General features: G+C 70.0%; 18 protein-coding genes. 6 read left to right on the top strand and 12 right to left on the bottom strand.

Features of this window, described 5'->3' with window-relative positions:
• Nucleotides 1-13: 13 nt before the first annotated feature.
• Both ACYQ77_RS02975 and guaB read right to left on the bottom strand, forming a co-directional pair.
• Nucleotides 14-1,147: a GuaB3 family IMP dehydrogenase-related protein gene (locus ACYQ77_RS02975; RefSeq protein ID WP_459707117.1), complete on the bottom strand. Its 1,134-nt coding sequence runs from the start codon at nucleotides 1,145-1,147 to the stop codon at nucleotides 14-16.
• A 16-nt stretch (nucleotides 1,148-1,163) separates the two neighbouring features.
• A complete protein-coding gene (gene guaB / locus ACYQ77_RS02970) occupies nucleotides 1,164-2,666 on the bottom strand; it encodes an IMP dehydrogenase (RefSeq protein WP_459707115.1) in 1,503 nt (500 codons plus the stop codon).
• 85 nt (nucleotides 2,667-2,751) lie between these two features.
• Between guaB and ACYQ77_RS02965 the strand changes: the two genes are divergently transcribed.
• Nucleotides 2,752-3,150 (top strand): DUF5319 domain-containing protein, encoded by a 399-nt coding sequence (locus ACYQ77_RS02965; protein ID WP_459707113.1) that lies wholly within the window; start codon nucleotides 2,752-2,754, stop codon nucleotides 3,148-3,150.
• On the opposite strand, the gene ACYQ77_RS02960 is transcribed toward ACYQ77_RS02965, so the two are convergent.
• The 7 genes from ACYQ77_RS02960 to ACYQ77_RS02930 form a co-directional block, all read right to left on the bottom strand.
• Nucleotides 3,151-3,330: a hypothetical protein gene (locus ACYQ77_RS02960; protein ID WP_459707112.1), complete on the bottom strand. Its 180-nt coding sequence runs from the start codon at nucleotides 3,328-3,330 to the stop codon at nucleotides 3,151-3,153.
• A gap of 22 nt (nucleotides 3,331-3,352) precedes the next feature.
• Nucleotides 3,353-4,294: an anti-sigma-D factor RsdA gene (locus ACYQ77_RS02955; RefSeq protein WP_459707110.1), complete on the bottom strand. Its 942-nt coding sequence runs from the start codon at nucleotides 4,292-4,294 to the stop codon at nucleotides 3,353-3,355.
• Nucleotides 4,295-4,867, bottom strand: coding sequence for a sigma-70 family RNA polymerase sigma factor (locus tag ACYQ77_RS02950; RefSeq protein ID WP_459707108.1), 573 nt, complete (start codon nucleotides 4,865-4,867; stop codon nucleotides 4,295-4,297).
• A gap of 140 nt (nucleotides 4,868-5,007) precedes the next feature.
• On the bottom strand, nucleotides 5,008-5,478 hold the full coding sequence (locus ACYQ77_RS02945) for a hypothetical protein (RefSeq protein ID WP_459707106.1): 471 nt from the start codon (nucleotides 5,476-5,478) through the stop codon (nucleotides 5,008-5,010).
• 190 nt (nucleotides 5,479-5,668) lie between these two features.
• On the bottom strand, nucleotides 5,669-6,265 hold the full coding sequence (locus ACYQ77_RS02940) for a response regulator transcription factor (protein ID WP_133907713.1): 597 nt from the start codon (nucleotides 6,263-6,265) through the stop codon (nucleotides 5,669-5,671).
• Nucleotides 6,266-6,386: 121 nt separating this feature from the next.
• Complete coding sequence (locus tag ACYQ77_RS02935) at nucleotides 6,387-7,172, bottom strand: hypothetical protein (protein WP_459707104.1); 786 nt, start codon at nucleotides 7,170-7,172, stop codon at nucleotides 6,387-6,389.
• A 930-nt stretch (nucleotides 7,173-8,102) separates the two neighbouring features.
• Nucleotides 8,103-9,089: a MerR family transcriptional regulator gene (locus ACYQ77_RS02930; protein ID WP_459707102.1), complete on the bottom strand. Its 987-nt coding sequence runs from the start codon at nucleotides 9,087-9,089 to the stop codon at nucleotides 8,103-8,105.
• A gap of 201 nt (nucleotides 9,090-9,290) precedes the next feature.
• Here ACYQ77_RS02930 and ACYQ77_RS02925 point away from each other — a divergent pair, with 201 nt between their 5' ends.
• Nucleotides 9,291-9,590: a WhiB family transcriptional regulator gene (locus ACYQ77_RS02925; RefSeq protein ID WP_424230459.1), complete on the top strand. Its 300-nt coding sequence runs from the start codon at nucleotides 9,291-9,293 to the stop codon at nucleotides 9,588-9,590.
• Between the two features lie 82 nt (nucleotides 9,591-9,672).
• Here ACYQ77_RS02925 and groL read toward each other — a convergent pair whose 3' ends face one another.
• The 3 genes from groL to ACYQ77_RS02910 all read right to left on the bottom strand — a co-directional run bounded on the left by groL (nucleotide 9,673) and on the right by ACYQ77_RS02910 (nucleotide 13,475).
• The gene (gene groL, locus ACYQ77_RS02920; RefSeq protein WP_459707099.1) at nucleotides 9,673-11,316 is read right to left on the bottom strand and encodes a chaperonin GroEL; all 1,644 of its coding nucleotides are present in this window, start codon (nucleotides 11,314-11,316) and stop codon (nucleotides 9,673-9,675) included.
• Between the two features lie 80 nt (nucleotides 11,317-11,396).
• A complete protein-coding gene (gene groES / locus ACYQ77_RS02915; RefSeq protein ID WP_396110639.1) occupies nucleotides 11,397-11,690 on the bottom strand; it encodes a co-chaperone GroES in 294 nt (97 codons plus the stop codon).
• 165 nt (nucleotides 11,691-11,855) lie between these two features.
• On the bottom strand, nucleotides 11,856-13,475 hold the full coding sequence (locus tag ACYQ77_RS02910; RefSeq protein WP_459707097.1) for a toll/interleukin-1 receptor domain-containing protein: 1,620 nt from the start codon (nucleotides 13,473-13,475) through the stop codon (nucleotides 11,856-11,858).
• 251 nt (nucleotides 13,476-13,726) lie between these two features.
• Between ACYQ77_RS02910 and ACYQ77_RS02905 the strand changes: the two genes are divergently transcribed.
• The 4 genes from ACYQ77_RS02905 (at nucleotide 13,727) to ACYQ77_RS02890 (ending at nucleotide 17,674) form a co-directional block, all read left to right on the top strand.
• Nucleotides 13,727-14,647 (top strand): helix-turn-helix domain-containing protein, encoded by a 921-nt coding sequence (locus ACYQ77_RS02905; protein ID WP_459707095.1) that lies wholly within the window; start codon nucleotides 13,727-13,729, stop codon nucleotides 14,645-14,647.
• A gap of 92 nt (nucleotides 14,648-14,739) precedes the next feature.
• Complete coding sequence (locus ACYQ77_RS02900; RefSeq protein WP_459707094.1) at nucleotides 14,740-15,222, top strand: hypothetical protein; 483 nt, start codon at nucleotides 14,740-14,742, stop codon at nucleotides 15,220-15,222.
• 129 nt (nucleotides 15,223-15,351) lie between these two features.
• The gene (locus tag ACYQ77_RS02895) at nucleotides 15,352-16,905 is read left to right on the top strand and encodes an alkaline phosphatase D family protein (RefSeq protein ID WP_459707092.1); all 1,554 of its coding nucleotides are present in this window, start codon (nucleotides 15,352-15,354) and stop codon (nucleotides 16,903-16,905) included.
• Between the two features lie 79 nt (nucleotides 16,906-16,984).
• Nucleotides 16,985-17,674, top strand: coding sequence for a hypothetical protein (locus ACYQ77_RS02890; RefSeq protein WP_459707090.1), 690 nt, complete (start codon nucleotides 16,985-16,987; stop codon nucleotides 17,672-17,674).
• Nucleotides 17,675-17,715 lie beyond the last annotated feature (41 nt).

The following is a 17,715-nucleotide window of genomic DNA, read 5'->3' as shown; positions in this document are numbered from 1 at the left end:
CCGCGGGTCCCGCTCATGCCCGTACCGACAGGCCGACCTTCTGGAACTCCTTCAGGTCCGAGTACCCGGTCTTCGCCATCGCGCGGCGCAGCGCGCCGAACAGGTTGATCACGCCGTCCGGGTCGGAGGACGGGCCGAACAGCAGCGTGCGGAGGTCGGTGATCTCCTCCTCGGCCGCGGTCGGGATGACGCGACTGCGCGGCAGCGACGGGTGCGCGGCCGCCGCGGTCCAGTACAGGCCCTTGCCCGGCGCCTCCCTGGCGGCGGCGAGCGGGCTGCCCAGCATGACCGCGTCCGCACCGCAGGCGATGGACTTCGCGATGTCCCCGCTGCCGTCGACCTCGCCGTCGGCGATGACGTGCACGTACCGGCCGCCGGTCTCGTCGAGGTAGTCGCGGCGGGCGGCCGCGGCGTCGACGATCGCCGTCGCCATGGGCACACCGATGCCCAGCACGCTGTCCGTCGTGGTCGCCACGCCCGTGCCGTAACCGACGATGACGCCGGCGGCGCCGGTGCGCATGAGGTGCATCGCGGTGCGGTAGTCGTGCACGCCACCGGCGATCACCGGCACGTCCAGTTCCGCGATGAAGGACTTGAGGTTCAGCGGCTCGCCGTCCCGGGACACGTGCTCCGCCGACACGATCGTGCCCTGCACGACCAGGATCTCCACGCCCGCGGCCAGCAGAGTGGGCGTCAGCTCGGGGGCGTGCTGCGGGCTCACCCGCGCCGCGGCCGTGACACCAGCCTCGGCGACCTGCTTGACCGCCTCGGCGATCAGCTCCGGCTTGATCGGCGCCGCGTGCAGCTCCTGCAACAGCCTGGTCAGGGCGGTGTGGTCCTGGTCGTCGAGGGTCGCGACGATCCGCTCCAGCACCTGCTCGACGTTCGCGTGCCGCGCCCACAGGCCCTCGGCGTTGAGCACGCCGAGACCACCGAGCTTGCCGACCTCGACCGCGACCGACGGCGACACGACCGCGTCGGTCGGGTGCGTCAGCAGCGGGATGTCGAAGCGGTACGCGTCGATCTTCCACTCGGTCGACACGTCCTGCGACGACCGGGTCCGGCGAGACGGGACGATCTCCACCTCGTGCAGCGCGTAGGCGCGCCGGGCGGTTCGCCCCATGCCGATCTCCACAAGATCCGGCACAGGAGTTCCTCTCTGGCTAACGAGTGGTGTAGTTCGGGGCCTCGACGGTCATCGTCACGTCGTGCGGGTGGCTCTCCTTGAGCCCCGCGGCGGTGATCCGGACCAGCTGCGCCTTCTGCAGGTCGGCGATGGTGCGCGACCCGGTGTAGCCCATGCCGGACCGCAGGCCGCCGACCAGCTGGTGCACGACCTGGGCCAGCGGGCCGCGAAAGGGGATCCGCCCTTCGATGCCCTCCGGCACCAGCTTGTCCTCGCTGAGCACGTCGTCCTGGAAGTAGCGGTCCTTCGAGTACGACTTGGCCGCGCCGCGCGACTGCATGGCGGCGAGGCTGCCCATGCCCCGGTAGGTCTTGAACTGCTTGCCGTTGACGAGGATCACGTCACCCGGCGCCTCCGCGGTGCCCGCGAGCAGGCTGCCCAGCATGACCGCGGACGCACCGGACGCGATGGCCTTGGCGATGTCACCCGAGTACTGGATGCCGCCGTCGCCGATCACCGGGATGCCCGCCGGCCGGCACGCCAGGTCCGCGTTGTAGATCGCCGTGATCTGCGGCACACCGACGCCGGCGACCACGCGGGTGGTGCAGATCGAGCCGGGCCCGACGCCGACCTTCACACCGTCCGCGCCCGCGTCGACCAGGGCCTGCGCGCCCGCGGTGGTGGCGACGTTGCCGCCGACCACGTCCACGGTGTCGCCCAGCTCCTTCTTCAGCTTCGAGACCATCTCGATCACACCGCGGGAATGGCCGTGCGCGGTGTCCACCATCAGCACGTCCACGCCCGCCTCGACCAGCGTCATGGCGCGCTTCCACGCGTCGTCACCCACGCCGACCGCGGCGCCGCACACCAGGCGGCCGTCCGGGTCCTTGGTGGCGTTGGGGAACTGCTCGGTCTTGACGAAGTCCTTGACCGTGATGAGGCCGCGGATCTTGCCCGCGCCGTCCACGATCGGCAGCTTCTCCACCTTGTGGCGGCGCAGCAGCCCGAGCGCGGCGTCGGCCGACACGCCCACCTGGGCGGTGATCAGCGGGCCCTTGGTCATGACCTCGCTGACCGGCTTCGTGTGGTCGACCTCGAAGCGCATGTCGCGGTTGGTGATGATGCCGACGAGCGTGCCGTCCGCGTCCGTGACGGGGACACCGGAGATGCGGTAGCGCGCGCAGAGCGCGTCGACCTCGGCGAGCGTGTCGGTCGGCGAGCACGTGACCGGGTCGGTGACCATGCCGGCCTCCGACCGCTTGACGGTCTCCGCCTGCCGCGCCTGCTCCTCGATGGCGAGGTTGCGCTGCAGTATGCCGATGCCGCCCTGGCGGGCCATGGCGATCGCCATGCGCGACTCGGTGACGGTGTCCATCGCCGCGGACACCAGCGGGATGCGCAGGGTGATGTTGCGGGTCAGGCGGGTGCTCGTGTCGACCTCGCTGGGGACGACGTCGGACTCCGACGGCTGCAGCAGCACGTCGTCGAAGGTGAGGCCGAGCGTGGCGAACTTGGCCGGGATCCCCTCAGCGGTGGTCATCGTGGCCCTTCTAGGTATCAGGGTTTCCGCAGTTAACACATGGTATCTGGACCATAGGCCGCCCCCGCCCGGTACCGTGCGGGGCGTGAGGGACGACGCACTGCCACCGGACCCGTTCGCGGGCGACCCGAACGATCCCGTGTGGGCCTTCTCCGACGAGGACGCAGCCAACCCGGAGCCGGTGTCCGCGCAGGAGCGCGACGAACTGCTGGCCGACCTGCGGGACCTGGCCGTCTACCAGGCGCTGCTGGAGCAGCGGTCCGTGCGGGGGGTGGTGGTCGACTGCGCGGAATGCCAGGAACCCCACTACCACGACTGGGCGCTGCTGCGCGCGTCGCTGGAGCAGCTGCTGTCCGACGGGCGGATGCGGCCGCACGAGCCCGCGTTCGACCCGAACCCGGCCGCGTACGTGAGCTGGGAGTACTGCCGCGGCTTCATCGACGGTGTGACGGCGGCGACGAAACAGACCGCCGAGTCCAAGTAGCTACTCGGCGTCCCGCGCCGGCGCGTGCACGTGCCAGCCGTCCTCGGCCGGGCAGCGCGCCGCCGTCAGCCTGCCCAGCGACTCGTCGACGAGCGCCTGGGCGGCTTCCTTGGTCAGCAGTGCCCTGCCCTCGCAGCGAGCGCAACGAGGGGCCTGGCTGTACACGTGACCCGCGGTCATGACCTGGCAGCGTACCGGTGCGTCAGTTCACCGCGGCGGTGCCCGCGTCGGCGACCGCGCCCTCGACGTTCGCGGGCTCACCACCGGCGGGCTCGCCACCGGTCTCGCCGCTGGGCGTGCCGGAACCCGGGTCGCCGCTGCGCGGCGGCTCGGACGTGGTCTCCGAGGTGGGTGGCGTGGTGGTCTCGCTCGACTCGGGCGGCGTGCTCGGCGAGGTCGTGGCCGGCGGGTTGGGCGCGGACGTGCCGCTCGAGCCGTCACCGCTGGAACTGCCGGTGCCCGGGTCGGGCTGCGTCGACGGGTCCGGGGTCGGCGGCGGTCCCGCCTCACCGGACGGGCTGCCGGGCAGCTGGGCCATCAGCGAGCGGTGCTGGGCGACCAGTTCGTCCTTGCCGTCCTCGTTGGAGACGGTCGGCAGGGCCTCGTTGGCCTCGGCGAGCTTGGTCTTGGCGACCTCGAGGTTGCCCTCGGTGAGCGCGGCCTTCGCCTGCGCCAGGTCCTGCTTGACGGTCTCCGCGGCCTCGACCGAGCGGGCGCGCTCGGCGTAGAGGACCTTGGACAGCGCCCAGAGCGTGTCGCCGGGCTGGGCGTCGCGCGCCGCGAGGCCCATGCCCGCGAAGGCGATGGCCAGCACGGCAGCGGCGGCGGCCAGCGGCACGAGCAGGCGCGGCCTGCGCTTGCGGCGCATCCTGGCGGCCTGCACGGTCGTGGTCGCGAGCTTGGTGTCCACCAGCTCGCCGATGGGCTCCGAGTCCACGTCCCGGCGCCACGACATGAGGAGTTCGGTCAGCTGCTCGTCAGCGAACTCGCCGAACGGGTCGTCGACGTCGCCGATGCGGGCGCCACCCAGCAGGTCAAGGTATTCGTCGTCGGCGTGCACCAGCGCGAGGTCGATGGCCTCGGTGTCCGCGTTCTCGTCGAACTCGGCGTACTCGTGCTCGGCAGGATCTCTTCGATCACTCACTCAGACCACCTCCTCCGCTGACAGAGTCTTCCGCAACCGGGCCAGGGCCCGGTGTTGAGCCACCCGGACCGCGCCCGGGGTGGAGCCGATGGCCTCCGCGGTCTCTTCCGCCGAGAGCCCGACGACCACCCTGAGCAGCACGATGTCACGCTGCTTGTCGGGGAGGACGTCGAGCAGGTCCTTCATCCGGCGGCTCAGGTCCTGCTGCATGGCACGCTGCTCCGGCCCGGCGTCGGTCTCGGGCTCATCAGGTACGTCGGCAACCGGCTCTGATCGGTTACGCCCGGCGGCACGATGCGCGTCAGCCACCTTGTGCGCGGCGATGCCGTACACAAAGGCCAGGAAAGGTCGCCCCTGGTCGCGGTAGCCGGGCAGGGCCGTTAGCACCGCGAGACACACCTCCTGTGCGACGTCGTCCGCCGAAGCGAAGGATCGCTCCTGCCTGCCAACACGCGCGCGGCAATACCGCACGACGAGGGGCCGGATAGACGCAAGCACCCGGTCAATGGCGCGTGGATCGCCCTCGACGGCAGCGGCTACGGAAGCGTCCAGTCCGTCCCCCAATGTGGTCATCGCAGCGAGCAGCCTCAACGTTACGTGCAGGTACGGTCAGTTCAATGTCACACCCCGAGGGGACTGTGCCGTCACTCACGGAGGTGCCACCCACCGTACCGCGCAACACAATCCAACCCGTTCCGGCCAGGTGGGACACGTCAGAGTTCCCCCGCCTGGTCTAACCGCCACACACCGCCTTCCCTGACGAGTGTCAGTTCCATGCGGCTTCGCTCGACCCGCGGCTCGGGCGACTTCGTGTTGGTGACGGTCTGGTCGACGAACACCGCGACCACGGCTTTCCCCGTGTCGGCGCGGACCACACCCGCCGAGCGCGCGGTGGCGGTGGCGATCGCCCGCGTCCGCTGCAGCTCGGGCCCCAGCTCCTCGGTCAGCGCGCGCAGCTCGCCGGCGAACCGGTCCGTGGCACGCGCCGCGACGTGGCGGAAGTTACCCCCGAGGTCGCGGTAGTCGTATGTGGCGAGATCCTCGGCGAGGAGGATCGCGTCCTGCCGCGCGGTCTCGGCCGCAAGCGTTTGCGCCTCGAGTGAGTCCACACGTTCCTGCAGGTCGGAGATCCGCAGCCATGCGGTCACCGCCCCGGACACCACGAACAGGGTGACGACGACCACGACGAGCGTCGACGCCCTGGCCCACCACGGCCGCTCGACGTACTCGTCGTCGATCTCTAAGTCCGCTGACCCCTCATCAGCGGAAGTGGGCCTGGCCGACCCATCCCTGCCGCCAGACCCATCTCCACGCACTCCGGTCCCACCCGGCCCGGTCGCACCGGACCCACCGACTGACGTCACACGGCAGAGCCTAGGAGACGAGCCCCCGGCGGAAGCCGTGCGCCACGGCCTGCGCCCGGTCCCGCACGCCGAGCTTGCGGAACAGGCGACGCGCGTGCGTCTTCACCGTGTCCTCGGACAGGTACAGCTCCCGTCCGATCTGACCGTTGCTCTTGCCCATGGCCATGCCGCGCAGCACCTGCAGCTCCCGGTCGGTGAGCTGGACGCCGGGGTCGGACGGCTGACGGGGCGCGGGCACCGAGGTGCTCGCCAGCGTGTGCGCCAGTGCGGCGACGAGCTCGGGACGCGAGGCGTCCCACCGCAGGTAACCACGTGCACCACCCGCGATGGCGGCCGCGATGCTGCTGGCATCGTCCGGGGCGCCGAACACGATGACGTTCGCCGTCGGGTTCGCCGAGACCAGGCGGCGGGTCGCCTCCACACCGGTGGGAACCGCGCGCTGGGTGCCGACGAGCACGACGTCGACCGGCGCACGGGAGAAGCGGGCGAGCAGCTCGTCACCGTGCGCTACGCAGTCGATGCGACTAACCCCGGGCACCGCGGACATGACACGGGTCAATCCTTCCCGCACACCGCGGCGGTCGTCGCAAATCAAGACCGTCGTCACGGGGACTCCTTCCTGCAGCCGAGTGACGTACTACTCCCTATCGGACGCTTCGGGGCGAACCTTGACACGATCTGGTGGTAAATCTGCTGACCAGTTCGCCCAGATGTCCGAGCGACCGTCGTCACCCGGTTGGGCCAGCGGGGTCGGGTACCCACGGGGAGCGTTCGGCGAGCTCACGCCCACGTGGATCGGTCCTCAGTAACAGACCGTGCAAGACGGCCAACGCGTTACGGGTGTGCCCGGATGCCTCGGACGGGTCTACCTCCGCCAGCAGCAGTGACGCCGGCCAGACCAGGGACGACAGGTGCAGATCCGTAGCGTCGTCCCGCGCGCGGGTGACCAGCTTTCGTGCCATGACCGGTTCAGAAGCGGCGAGCGCCGCGCCGAGCACGATCTCCGACTTGATCCGGTGCCGCGTCGCGCCCGCCAGTACTGCTTCGTCCAGCGCGCGCTCGGCGTGCTCGACCGCCGCTCCACCCCGGCTCAACTCGATCTCCGCCGAGACCCAGCCGTGGCGGACCCTGGCGCGCCAGGTGCTCAGCGGGGTCTGGTCGCGGAGCCTGCCCGCTTCGCCGAGGCGGCCCGTGCCGACCGCGTCCGCGGCCAGGCCGAGGAGGGCGTCGGCGCGGGCTTCGTCGGTGCGCGCCGTGGCCGCGGCGGTCGCGTCCAGCGTTCGCGCGCTCGCGTGGCCACCCAGCTGCCGGCGGTGGGAGGCGAGGGTGGAGGCGGCGAGGGAGGCGGTGGCGTCGTCGTGGAGCAGGTCGTGCAGGAGGGTCGCCGCGCGGGCGTAGTGGCCCTGCGCGCCGAGGACCACCGCCGCCAGCCATCGGTCGCGCGGCTGGGCTGGGGTCGTGGTGAGGACGAGGTCCGGCCGATCGCCGAACGCCGCCTGTTCCAGGGTGGTCACCGGGCTCCCGTCTCGTCGCTTGGGGCGGCCTCCGGCCCCCGGTCACCACGCTACGGGAGACCACCGACAATTCCGGGGCGTGGTTGACGGGTTGTCCACAGGTGGTCCGGTTGTCCACAGGCTGGCCTTGTGTCCTGGGGGTTGTCGGTGGGTGCCGGTAGACTGGACAGCGGGGTGCCCCCGGGAGTGGTGGGGGCTGCCCGTATGTACTGGGGCTGCGGTTTTCTTTCGGTTTTCGCTGGTCAGTGCCGTTGTGGCGGTTTGTGCGCCCCCGGGCGTGGTGGTGTGCCTTGCCTGGGTTTTTCCCTCCGGGGGGTCCTCGCCGGACGGGCTGGTCTCCGGGATGGCGGCGGGTCTTGCACGGGGTTGGTTTGGCAAGGACTGGTGTCCGTGGCTGCCTGCCATCCCGTCGACCTCCCGGAGGGCTATCACACCGCGTCAAGGGGGCCCGGTGGCTCGGGTGCGTGGTGCTTTGGGTTTCGGGCCCCCTTGACCCGGTGTGATCGGGCTTCGCCAGGTCGACGGGATGGCAGGCAGTCCTTGTGTGGTGGGCTGCGCTCGGGCTTGCGGGCGAAGCCCGCTTCGCGGGCCAGGCGCGCAGCGCTCGGCTTGGCGGGCACAGCCCGCTTCGCGAACCAGGCGCGCAGCGCTCGGCTTGGCGGGCACAACCCGCTTCGCGAACCAGGCGCGCAGCGCTCGGCTTGCCGGGCGCAACCCGCTTCCCGGGCCAGGCGCGCAGCGCTCGGCTTGGCGGGCGAAGCCCGCTTCCCGGGCCAGGCGCGCAGCGCTCGGCTTGGCGGGCGAAGCCCGCTTCGCGGGCCGGCCGCGCAGCGCTCGGCTTCCCGGGTGGCGGTTGTGCCGCGGAAGGCGCGTTCGCGGCATCGGCCGGTGCTGTATGGGGGCCCTGCTTCGCGGGGCGGGTGCCTGGTGTCAGCCCAGGCCCACCAGCGTCTCGATCCTTCGCACGGCGTCGGCCAGGTCTTCCAGGCGGTCCACGCGATCCGGGAGTTCGGTGGTGTACCAGCCCGGGCCGCACGCGAACAGGCGCACCCGCTGCCTCGTCCTGGGCACCTCGTCGAACAGTGACGCCTGCGCGTGCCCGGGCAGCTGCGCCCACACCGCGACGGCCGCCGGACCGGTTCTCCTGACCGCCGCCGCCAGGGCCGGTGCCGGGAGTGCCGCGCCCAGCATCTGTGTGCCGATGCCCTCCCGGGCGAGCGCGGCGCGCAATACATACAGGGGAAGGCTGTGCTGCTCGCCCGGCGCGCAGCACAGCAGCACCGGGCGCGGGTTCCTCGGTGCGGTCACCATGGGCGTCGCGCCGATCATGGCTGACAGGGTGCACTCGTGGACGAGGTGTTCCACCTCCACGCACTCGCCCGACTGCTCCCACCTGCTGGCCAGCGCGGCCAGCACCGGGCGCAGCACGTCGTTCCACACCGCGACCACGCCGAGCGCGTCGATGCTGTCGGCGATCAGCTGCTGGATGGCGACGGTGTCCATGGCCATCGCCGCGCGGGAGAGGCCCAGGACCGATGCCGAGCGGGTGCTGAACTCGCGCAACAGCGACGGGCCGCCCTCCCTCGGTGCCACGACCTCGGGGGGCTCCACCTCCGACGACCGCAGTGCGTACGACGCGGCCTCCGCCGGGGTGGCGCCGCGCAGCAGCGCCTGCTGCATCAGCTCCAACCTGGCGATGTCGGCCTGCGTGTACCTGCGGTGCCTGCCCGTCGTGTGCGCGCGGGGCCCGATCCCGTAGCGGCGGTCCCAGGTGCGCAGCGTCGCGGGCGCCACCCCGAGCCTGCGGGCGACGGCCGCGACGGGGAGCGTCTCCTCGTCGTCCCGCCGCATCGCCGGACCGATGACCGCGTCCAGGACTCGGCCATGATCGCCCACGGACGCCTCCTTCGTCGCCACCCTCCCATCGTCGGGTGATCACGAGTGTCCGGCAACTGGATCGACGAACACGCAGCGTGGACGTGGTGAACCGATCGGCTGAAATGCCTGACTAATGAGTCGATCAGCCTTGAACAAGCTTTGGCGCGGTTCTAGCGTTGGTCCCGCTGCACCGAATGGAGTAGCCGGTAGTGCGAACATCCGGCGAGGGAGGCGGTCACCATGGCGGACACTCGGAGGCTCCCGGGTCCCAACGCGGACGTGTGGGACTGGCAGCTCGAGGGTTCTTGCCGCGGCATGGACAGTGCGTTCTTTTTCCACCCGGACGGTGAACGCGGCCCGGCGCGGGCCCGGCGCGAGGCCAGAGCGAAGGCGGTCTGCCAGGCCTGCCCCGTGCTGGAGATGTGCCGGCGCCACGCGCTCGCGGTGCACGAACCGTACGGAATCTGGGGTGGCCTCTCGGAGGGTGAGCGGGAAGCCATCATCAAGATGGAGAAGCGCACGTTGGCCGTGGCCAACTAGCAGGGACTGCGGGTAGAGACGACGAACGCCGCGTCCGGTCGGGGGAAATGCGACCGGGCGCGGCGTTCGTTCGTGTACGGGGTCAGAAGCCCGGGCCGTGCCCGTGACCGTGCCCGTGACCGTGACCGCCCGCGGCGGCCTCCGGCTCTTCTTCCTTCTTCTCGACGACCGAGGCCTCGGTGGTGAGCACCATCCGGGCGATCGACGCCGCGTTGGTGACCGCCGACCGGGTGACCTTCACGGGGTCGACGACACCGTCGGCGACCAGGTCACCGAAGGTGAGCTTCGCCGCGTTGAAGCCCTGGCCCCAGTCCAGGTCCTTGACCTTGGACACCACGACCGGGCCCTCGAGACCGGCGTTGATCGCGATCCACGCCATCGGCGCGGCCAGCGCCTCGCGCACCAGCTTCACACCGGTGGCGACGTCACCGTCGTGCTTCTCGGCGAGCGCGTCCAGCTCCTTGGCCACGTGCACCAGCGCGGAACCGCCGCCGGGCACGATGCCCTCCTCGACCGCGGCCTTCGTCGCGGCCACCGCGTCCTCGATGCGGTGCTTGCGCTCGGACAGCTCGGTCTCGGTGGCGGCGCCGACCTTGATCACCGCGACGCCGCCGGACAGCTTCGCCAGCCGCTCCTGCAGCTTCTCGCGGTCCCAGTCGGAGTCGGTGGCCTCGATCTCGCGGCGGATCTGCTCCGCGCGGCCCGCCACGGCGTCCTTGGTGCCGCCGCCGTCCACGATCGTGGTCTCGTCCTTGGTGACGACCACGCGCCGGGCGGTGCCCAGCACGTCGAGGTCGACCTCGGAGAGCTTCATGCCCACGTCGCTGGAGATGGCGGTGCCGCCGGTGACGACCGCGAGGTCCTCCAGGAACGCCTTGCGGCGGTCACCGAAGTACGGCGCCTTGACGGCGACCGCGCGGATCGTCTTGCGGACCGAGTTGACCACCAGCGTCGACAGGGCCTCGCCCTCGACGTCCTCGGCGACGATCACGACCGGCTTGGACGCCTGGGCGATCTTCTCGAGGATCGGCAGCAGGTCGTTCAGGGACGAGATCTTGTCCCGGTACAGCAGGATGTAGGTGTCCTCGAGGACCGCCTGCTGCGACTCGGGGTCGGTGGCGAAGTACGCCGACGTGAAGCCCTTGTCGAACTGCACACCCTCGGTGATGACGAGCTCGGTGGCCATCGTGGAGGACTCCTCCACGGTGATCACGCCGTCCTCGCCGACCTTCTCGATGGCCTCGCCGAGCAGCGCGCCGATGGACGCGTCGCGCGAGGCGACGGTGCCGACCTGGGCGACGTTGTCGCGGCCCTTGACCGGGGTGGCCTTGGCCTTCAGCGCGTCGACGACCGCGTCGGCGGCGAGCTGGATGCCCTGGCCGAGCGCCATCGGGTTCGCGCCCGCGGCGACGTTGCGCATGCCGACCTTGACCATGGCCTGCGCGAGGACGGTGGCCGTGGTGGTGCCGTCACCGGCGATGTCGTTGGTCTTGGTGGCGACGTTCTTCGCGAACTGGGCGCCGAGGTTCTCGAACGAGTCGTCCAGCTCGATCTCGCGGGCGATGGTGACGCCGTCGTTCGTCACGGTCGGCCCGCCGAACTTCTTGGCCAGCACCACGTGCCGGCCACGGGGGCCAAGGGTGACCTTGACCGCGTCGGCGAGCTTGTTCACCCCACGCTCGAGCGCACGACGAGCGTCCTCGTCGTAGCTGATCTGCTTGGGCATGTCCTACCTTTCTCGGACACACAGCGCCCCGGCACCCCCGGACGGGGGCCACCGGGGCGCTGTGTGACTAACGCCAGGCGTCAGTTGACGACGGCCAGCACGTCGCGGGCGGAGAGGATCAGGTAGTCCTCGCCGTTGTACTTGACCTCGGTGCCGCCGTACTTGGAGTAGATGACGACGTCGCCGACGTTCACGTCCAGCGGGACGCGGTTGCCGTTGTCGTCGATCCGGCCCGGGCCGACCGCCAGGACCTTGCCCTCCTGGGGCTTCTCCTTGGCGGTGTCCGGGATGACGAGGCCCGAGGCAGTCGTGGCCTCGGCCTCGCTCGCCTGGACAACGATCTTGTCCTCGAGCGGCTTGATGTTCACGCTCACCGCGATGACCTCCACGGGTCTTTTCGAAAGCGTTGGCAGTTACCTGTGTTGCTTGCGGCTCCTGCCACCCCGCCGTCGCGGGTGCCGGGGCGGTGTCGGCGCCGTACGGTTGGCACTCTACCTACGCGACTGCTAACCGTGCAACGAGGGTCGCCGCGTGGTAGATCAGTCGACCCAGATCGGCCGCCCCGCCACGGTGGTCCCCTGCGCGGCCAGCAGGGCGTCAGCGGTCGCGTCCAGTCCCGCCGGCGCGACCACGGGTCCGGCGTGCGACTCGACCGCCTCCGCCAGCCGGCGGCTCAGTATCAGCGGCGCTACGTACTCGGTGAACACCGGCCGCAGGTGCGCTGTTCCCCGGGCCCGCTCCTTGACGAACCGCATCTGGGCCGCGCAGCCGAGCCCGAGCCCGATCAGCGCGGACGCCTGGGTGAACTTCAGCTCGACCGCGTTGTGCGGGCTGTGCACGGCCTCGTCGTCGTCGAACGGCTCCAGCAGCCGGAGCGCCTCGTCCGGCCGTCCGTGGGCGAGGTGCCACCAGGCTTGGGAGATGGCCAGCGCGACCGCCAGGTCGGCGCTGGTCTCGTAGTCGCCGACGCGGCGGAAGTCGCGTTCCATCGCCTGGCGGGTCGCGCCGCGGAAGATCCGCCCCACCGCCCGCCGCCGGATCGCCGCCACCTGCATGAACGGCGCGGGCTTGTGGGCGAGCACCTGGTCGTACAGCTCTTCGGCGGCGACCCACTTGCCGAGGTCCTGGTACAGGTTCGCGACGGCCAGCAGGAGCCCGGCCAGTCCCGCGTGCGGGCAGTTCCTGTTGATCGTGAGCCGCTTGCGGACGCGCTGGAGGGTCACCTCAAGCAGTGCCTTGCTCTGCCGGTACGGCAGGTAGAACAGCGACTGCGCGAGGAAGGCCCACTCGTCGCCCTCGTGCGCCTCGAACGCGTAGGGGTAGTGCGAGGCGAGCACGTGGCCGAGGCGCGTGCACCCGAACGCGAGCGCGGGCACGCCCGCGTGGAAGTGCTTGCGGGCGCTGTGGAACAGGTTCTCCGCGATGAGGTCGATCCCGAACCGGAAGTTCGCGCGCCGCGCACGGTGCCGCTTGCTCAACGGGACCAGGTTGTCGAACCGCTTGTCCTCGGGGTCCTCGTTCAGCGGGATCCACTCGACGTCCGCCGCCGGGCCGTCGACCACGCAGTTGTCGGTGCCGTAGTAGTGCTCGAGCTCACCGCCGGGTTCGCCGGTGCGTTGCCTGGGGAAGGTCGTGCGCGCGCGGTAGATGTCGTCGGCGGCCTGCCGGACCCCTTGGGCGACCTGGAGCCAGGCTTCGTCGTGGTCGTCCCAGGCGGTGATCGGTCGCCGGTGCAGCGGTAGTCCCTGGAACCGGGCGAACGGCAGGTTGTCCAGGTCGACGTGTTTGACGTGGACGGGCAGGATCCGGACGCCGTCCTCCTCGTGCCGCCGGACGGCCTCGGTCAGTTCCTTCTCGAAGCAGTAGACGGAGGCGACGAAGTCCGGGGTCACGAGGAGAAGCACGATGTCGGCGGTGGCCAGTTCGCGTTCGATGTCGCGTTCCCAGTCGGAGCCCGCCGCGATGGCACGGTCGCTCCAGAGGTCGATGAGGCCTTCGCGCACCAACGGTGCGAGGTGGACATTCAGCCGGACCCGGTACGCCTCGTCAATTCGCGCGTACGAGACGAAGACTTTGCAGAGCCCGCTTCCGATGGGCTTCGCATCGCTCTTGGGTCCAAAGTAGACCGACCGTCGCTCATGGCTACCATTGGCATTCATCGTCCGACCTCCGACCCGTTCCGGAGCGATGTCCTTAAATTGTCATGTCTGTTGGTGAGCGGCATACACCGCCCGTGACCACCCGTTTCCGTGTTGGCCCAAAAAGCTTGGCTTGCTCAAGGCCTTATGTTAGGACAGTCAACGGCAATGTCCAGAGCGCCCGTGCAGCACAACTACAAGCTCGTGAAGCTGAGCTAAATAACGATCCGAGCACCACGCTCGTTAAGCGGCACTCCTCCGAGGAGGATCAAGTGGGCAGCAGAGCAGTAAAGCTGGAGGAGATGCTCAACAGCCTGATCGAGCGCGGCGGATTCACAAGAAATCGCGGATCGATTTGTGACGCCGTCGGCATCACACCCGCCGCGCTGTCGCAGTACACCCGGGGCAGGACGCGCCCGAGCTTCGAGAAACTCGTCGCGCTGGCCGACTTCTTCGGCGTGAGCCTCGACTACCTCGTCTACGGCGAACCGGTCAGCACGCCGGTCGACCCCGGACCCATCGCCCGGTATGTCGAGCAGGCGCTCACCGACGTCCAGGCACGCACCGCCCGGCACTCGAACCTCGTGGCGCGCATCGGGCGCATGCTCGTCGACCGGATCAACGACGTCGCCAACGACATCGTCGACTCCCGGACCGCGGGCATCGAAGGACTGATCGACCAGGAAGAGGTCCGGCGGATCGAGCGGTATTGCCTGCAGGCCGACATCGTGACCACCGACCTGGGGCCGAACATCATCACCGTCGCGGGCGGTGAGACCGTGCCAGGCCAGTTCTTCAACGTGGTGGCGAACAACCTCGCACGAGGCTGTACCTACCGCTTCCTGCTCGGCGGGGACCTGAGCATGCGCTCCGACACAGTGCTCCGCTTTCGGGAACTCATCACCAAGACCGTTGGCGGTGACAGAATGCACGAGCACTGCTCCTTTCGGCGGACCGTCTTTCCGGTGATGGGCGGTGCGGGCCTCTATCGGCTGGACACCCCCACCTTCTCGCTCCAGGAACCGTGGCTCGCCGCCCAGTTCGGCAAGTACCTGCTCAACGGTTCTTGGCTGGGCTATCTGAACAGGCCCAACGACGACTCCGCCGCCGACATGCTCATGAGCCGCGAGAACACCGAGCTGGCATGCGGAACGTTCGAGGCCCTGTGGGCCGCCGCGGGAGCACGGGTATGACCAATACGCTCCGTAGAAAGTGATGGAAGAGTGACACCCGTTCTGCCACAAGCTATTGCCTCTATCTCCGGACCACCGCTATCTTTCGCGCGGTGATCATCCGCGTATGGGAGGCGGTAGTCGGCGAGATCGTCCACTTGCGCTCCCATCCCAACGCTGAGCGCATTTGGCTCGCCGACGTTCGATCCAGCCGGCACGGTCGCCCCGAGCAGATCGTGTTCGGCGGCACCCGCAAGCTACGGCGCGGCGACCTGGTGGCGGTCGCGCCTCCGGGCACGCTGGTCCAGGAGTCCCACAAGGATCGACCGCGCCGCATGCGTGCCCGCAGCTACCGGGGTCAGCGTTCCCACGGGATGTTGTGCAGCCTCGACGAACTCGGGTGGGCGCGTGGCGGCCCCAACGAGGTCGCCGTCCTCAAGGACCTTCGCCCGGGGTTCGTGCTCGACGAACTCGACCCGGACCTTCGACCCGCTGTGGTGAAGAAGTGGGAGAGGTCCATCGACACCGTGGACACGATGATCACCAAGTTCAGTCCGGCGGACTACGCCGCGCTCTCGATGTCATCCGCTGGCTGAGGCGAGCCTCACCGGAAGCCATTGCTTCTCGTTGTTCATTCACCAGTCAGGGCTGGTTCATCGAAAGTCAGCGCTCGCTGACATCACCGGACTGTGGGGTTTGAGAGTCACCCGATCAGGGAGGTTCTCTTGCCTGGCTCGTCCGTTTCTCGTCGGTCTGTTCTGCTTGGTGGGGTTGCTGCCGTGGGGGTTGGTGCGGTGGCGGCCGCCGCGCCTGCCTGGGCTTCTTCCGCTGCCTCCGCCGGTCGGCAACCGCTGCCGGTCAATCCGTTCACGCTTGGGGTTGCTTCTGGGGATCCCTGGAGTGACTCCGTGGTGTTGTGGACGCGGCTGGCCGTCGACCCGTTGGCGGACACTGGTTTGGGTGGGATGCCTGACCGCGCGTATCGGGTGCAGTGGCAGGTCGCCCGGGACGAGCGGTTCCGGCACGTCGTGCGGGCGGGGTCCGCCACGGCTGACCCGCGGGCCGCGCATTCCGTGCACGTCGAGGTGGGCGGGCTGCGGCCGGGAACGGAGTACTTCTACCGGTTCCGGGTGCAGCACCACCTGTCCCCGACCGGGCGGACCACGACCACTCCGGCACGTGGGCTGTCGCAGGACCTCACCATGTGCTTCGCCTCGTGTGCGCATTTCGGGGAGGGGTTCTTCACCGCCTACCGGCGGCTCGCCGAGGACCAGCCGGACCTCGTCCTGCACCTCGGCGACTACCAGTACGAGTACGCGGCCAAGGCGGCCGACGTGCGGACCGTGGCCGGGCCGGAGACGCGGACGCTCGCGAACTACCGGCAGCGGCACGCCCAGTACAAGACCGACCCCGACCTGCAGCTCGCGCACGCGACCGCGCCGTGGCTGGTCGTCTGGGACGACCACGAGACCGAGAACAACTGGGCCGACGAGGTACCCGAGGCACCCGACCCGGCCTTCCTGGACCGGCGGGCCGCCGCTTTCCAGGCCTACTACGAGAACATGCCGCTCCGCCGCTCGGCGCGACCGGTCGGCATCGACATGCGGCTCTACCGGCGCTTCCACTGGGGCGACCTCGCGACGTTCCACATGCTCGACACCCGCCAGTACCGCGACGACCAGGCCTGCGGCGACGGCACGAAGATCGACTGCGCGGACCGGCTCGACCCCGCGCGGACGATCATGGGGGACGTGCAGGAGACCTGGCTCCTCGACGGGTTCCGGCGCTCGCGTGCCCGCTGGGACGTCCTTGGCCAGCAGGTCTTCTTCGCCCAGCGCGACCTCACCGCGGGCCCCAAGCAGGGCTTCTCCATGGACGCCTGGGACGGCTACCGCGCCGAGCGCGACCGCATCGCCGCCGCGCTCGGGCAGGTGCGCAACGGTGTCGTGCTGACCGGCGACGTGCACCGGCACTGGGCGGGTGAGATCAAGGAGAACGCCGACCGGCCGGACTCACGGGGCGTCGGTGTCGAGCTGGTCGCCACGTCGATCACCAGCAGCGGCGACGGCGACGAGGGCACGAACTCCGCCGTCCTCGCCGAGAACCCGCACCTGAAGTTCTACAAGAACCGCCGGGGGTACGTGCGGACCAGGTTCACCGCCGGTGAGCTGCGGTCGGACTTCCGCGTGCTGCCGTACGTGCGCACACCCGACGCGCCCGTCTCGACCGCGGCGAGCTTCGTGACCGAGGACCGGGACCCCTCGCTGCACCCGGCGTAGCCGGACGGCCCCGGACGGCGGTACCCACCGGTTACGCTCCACCCGACGTCAGAACCTTTCCGTCAAGGGGGCAATACCAGTGAGTTACCCGCAGCAGGGGGGATACGGGCCACCGCAGGGCGGCGGATACGGACCACCGCAAGGTGGTGGCTATGGACCACCGCAAGGTGGTGGCTATGGACCACCCCAAGGTGGCTACGGCTATCCGCCGCCCGGGCCCGGCGGCTACGGCCAGTACCCGCCGCCCCGCAAGAACAACACCGGCCTGATCGTCGGCATCACCGGTGCGGTGGTGGCCGTGGTCGTGGCGCTCGTCCTGGTCCTGGTCCTCACCGGCGACGACGACGAGCCGTCGAAGGCGGGCGGTGACGGCGGCACGTCCGAGGACTCGAACCTGCCGGGCGGCATCCCGGGGCCTAACGCGGGTGGCTCCGGCGAATCGGGCGACAGCGACAACGGCGGCGGCTCGTCCGGTTCGTCCGGCGGGGCCTCCACCCCGGAGGACCTCGCCGACCTCGTCGTCCAGGTGGTCGAGACGCAGGACGAGGACCTGATCGACGAGTACTCGTGCACCAGCAGCGGCGCCGACCAGCTGAAGCAGGAGCTCGCGCAGATCGCGGGCATGGACGTGAGCGCCACCGTCGACGACGTCCAGGAGTCCGGCGACACCGCGCAGGCGACCATCTCGGTCTCGCTCGGCGGCGAGTCGGAGACCTTCACCGCCGAGATGGAGAAGGACGGCGACGACTGGTGCGTCTCCGGGATCTAATCACCAACTGATCCGTTTGGGCGCAAACTATTGACCGCCGG

Source organism: Actinophytocola sp. KF-1, from assembly GCF_054661535.1.
This window is presented reverse-complemented; position numbering and strand designations above follow the sequence as displayed.

Coding starts and splice junctions, on each gene's coding strand:
- guaB (WP_459707115.1), bottom strand. CDS start 2,666: ATGACCACCGCTGAGGGGATCCCGGCCAAGTTCGCCACGCTCGGCCTC.
- ACYQ77_RS02960 (WP_459707112.1), bottom strand. CDS start 3,330: ATGACCGCGGGTCACGTGTACAGCCAGGCCCCTCGTTGCGCTCGCTGC.
- ACYQ77_RS02950 (WP_459707108.1), bottom strand. CDS start 4,867: ATGACCACATTGGGGGACGGACTGGACGCTTCCGTAGCCGCTGCCGTC.
- ACYQ77_RS02925 (WP_424230459.1), top strand. CDS start 9,291: ATGGCGGACACTCGGAGGCTCCCGGGTCCCAACGCGGACGTGTGGGAC.
- groL (WP_459707099.1), bottom strand. CDS start 11,316: ATGCCCAAGCAGATCAGCTACGACGAGGACGCTCGTCGTGCGCTCGAG.
- ACYQ77_RS02910 (WP_459707097.1), bottom strand. CDS start 13,475: ATGAATGCCAATGGTAGCCATGAGCGACGGTCGGTCTACTTTGGACCC.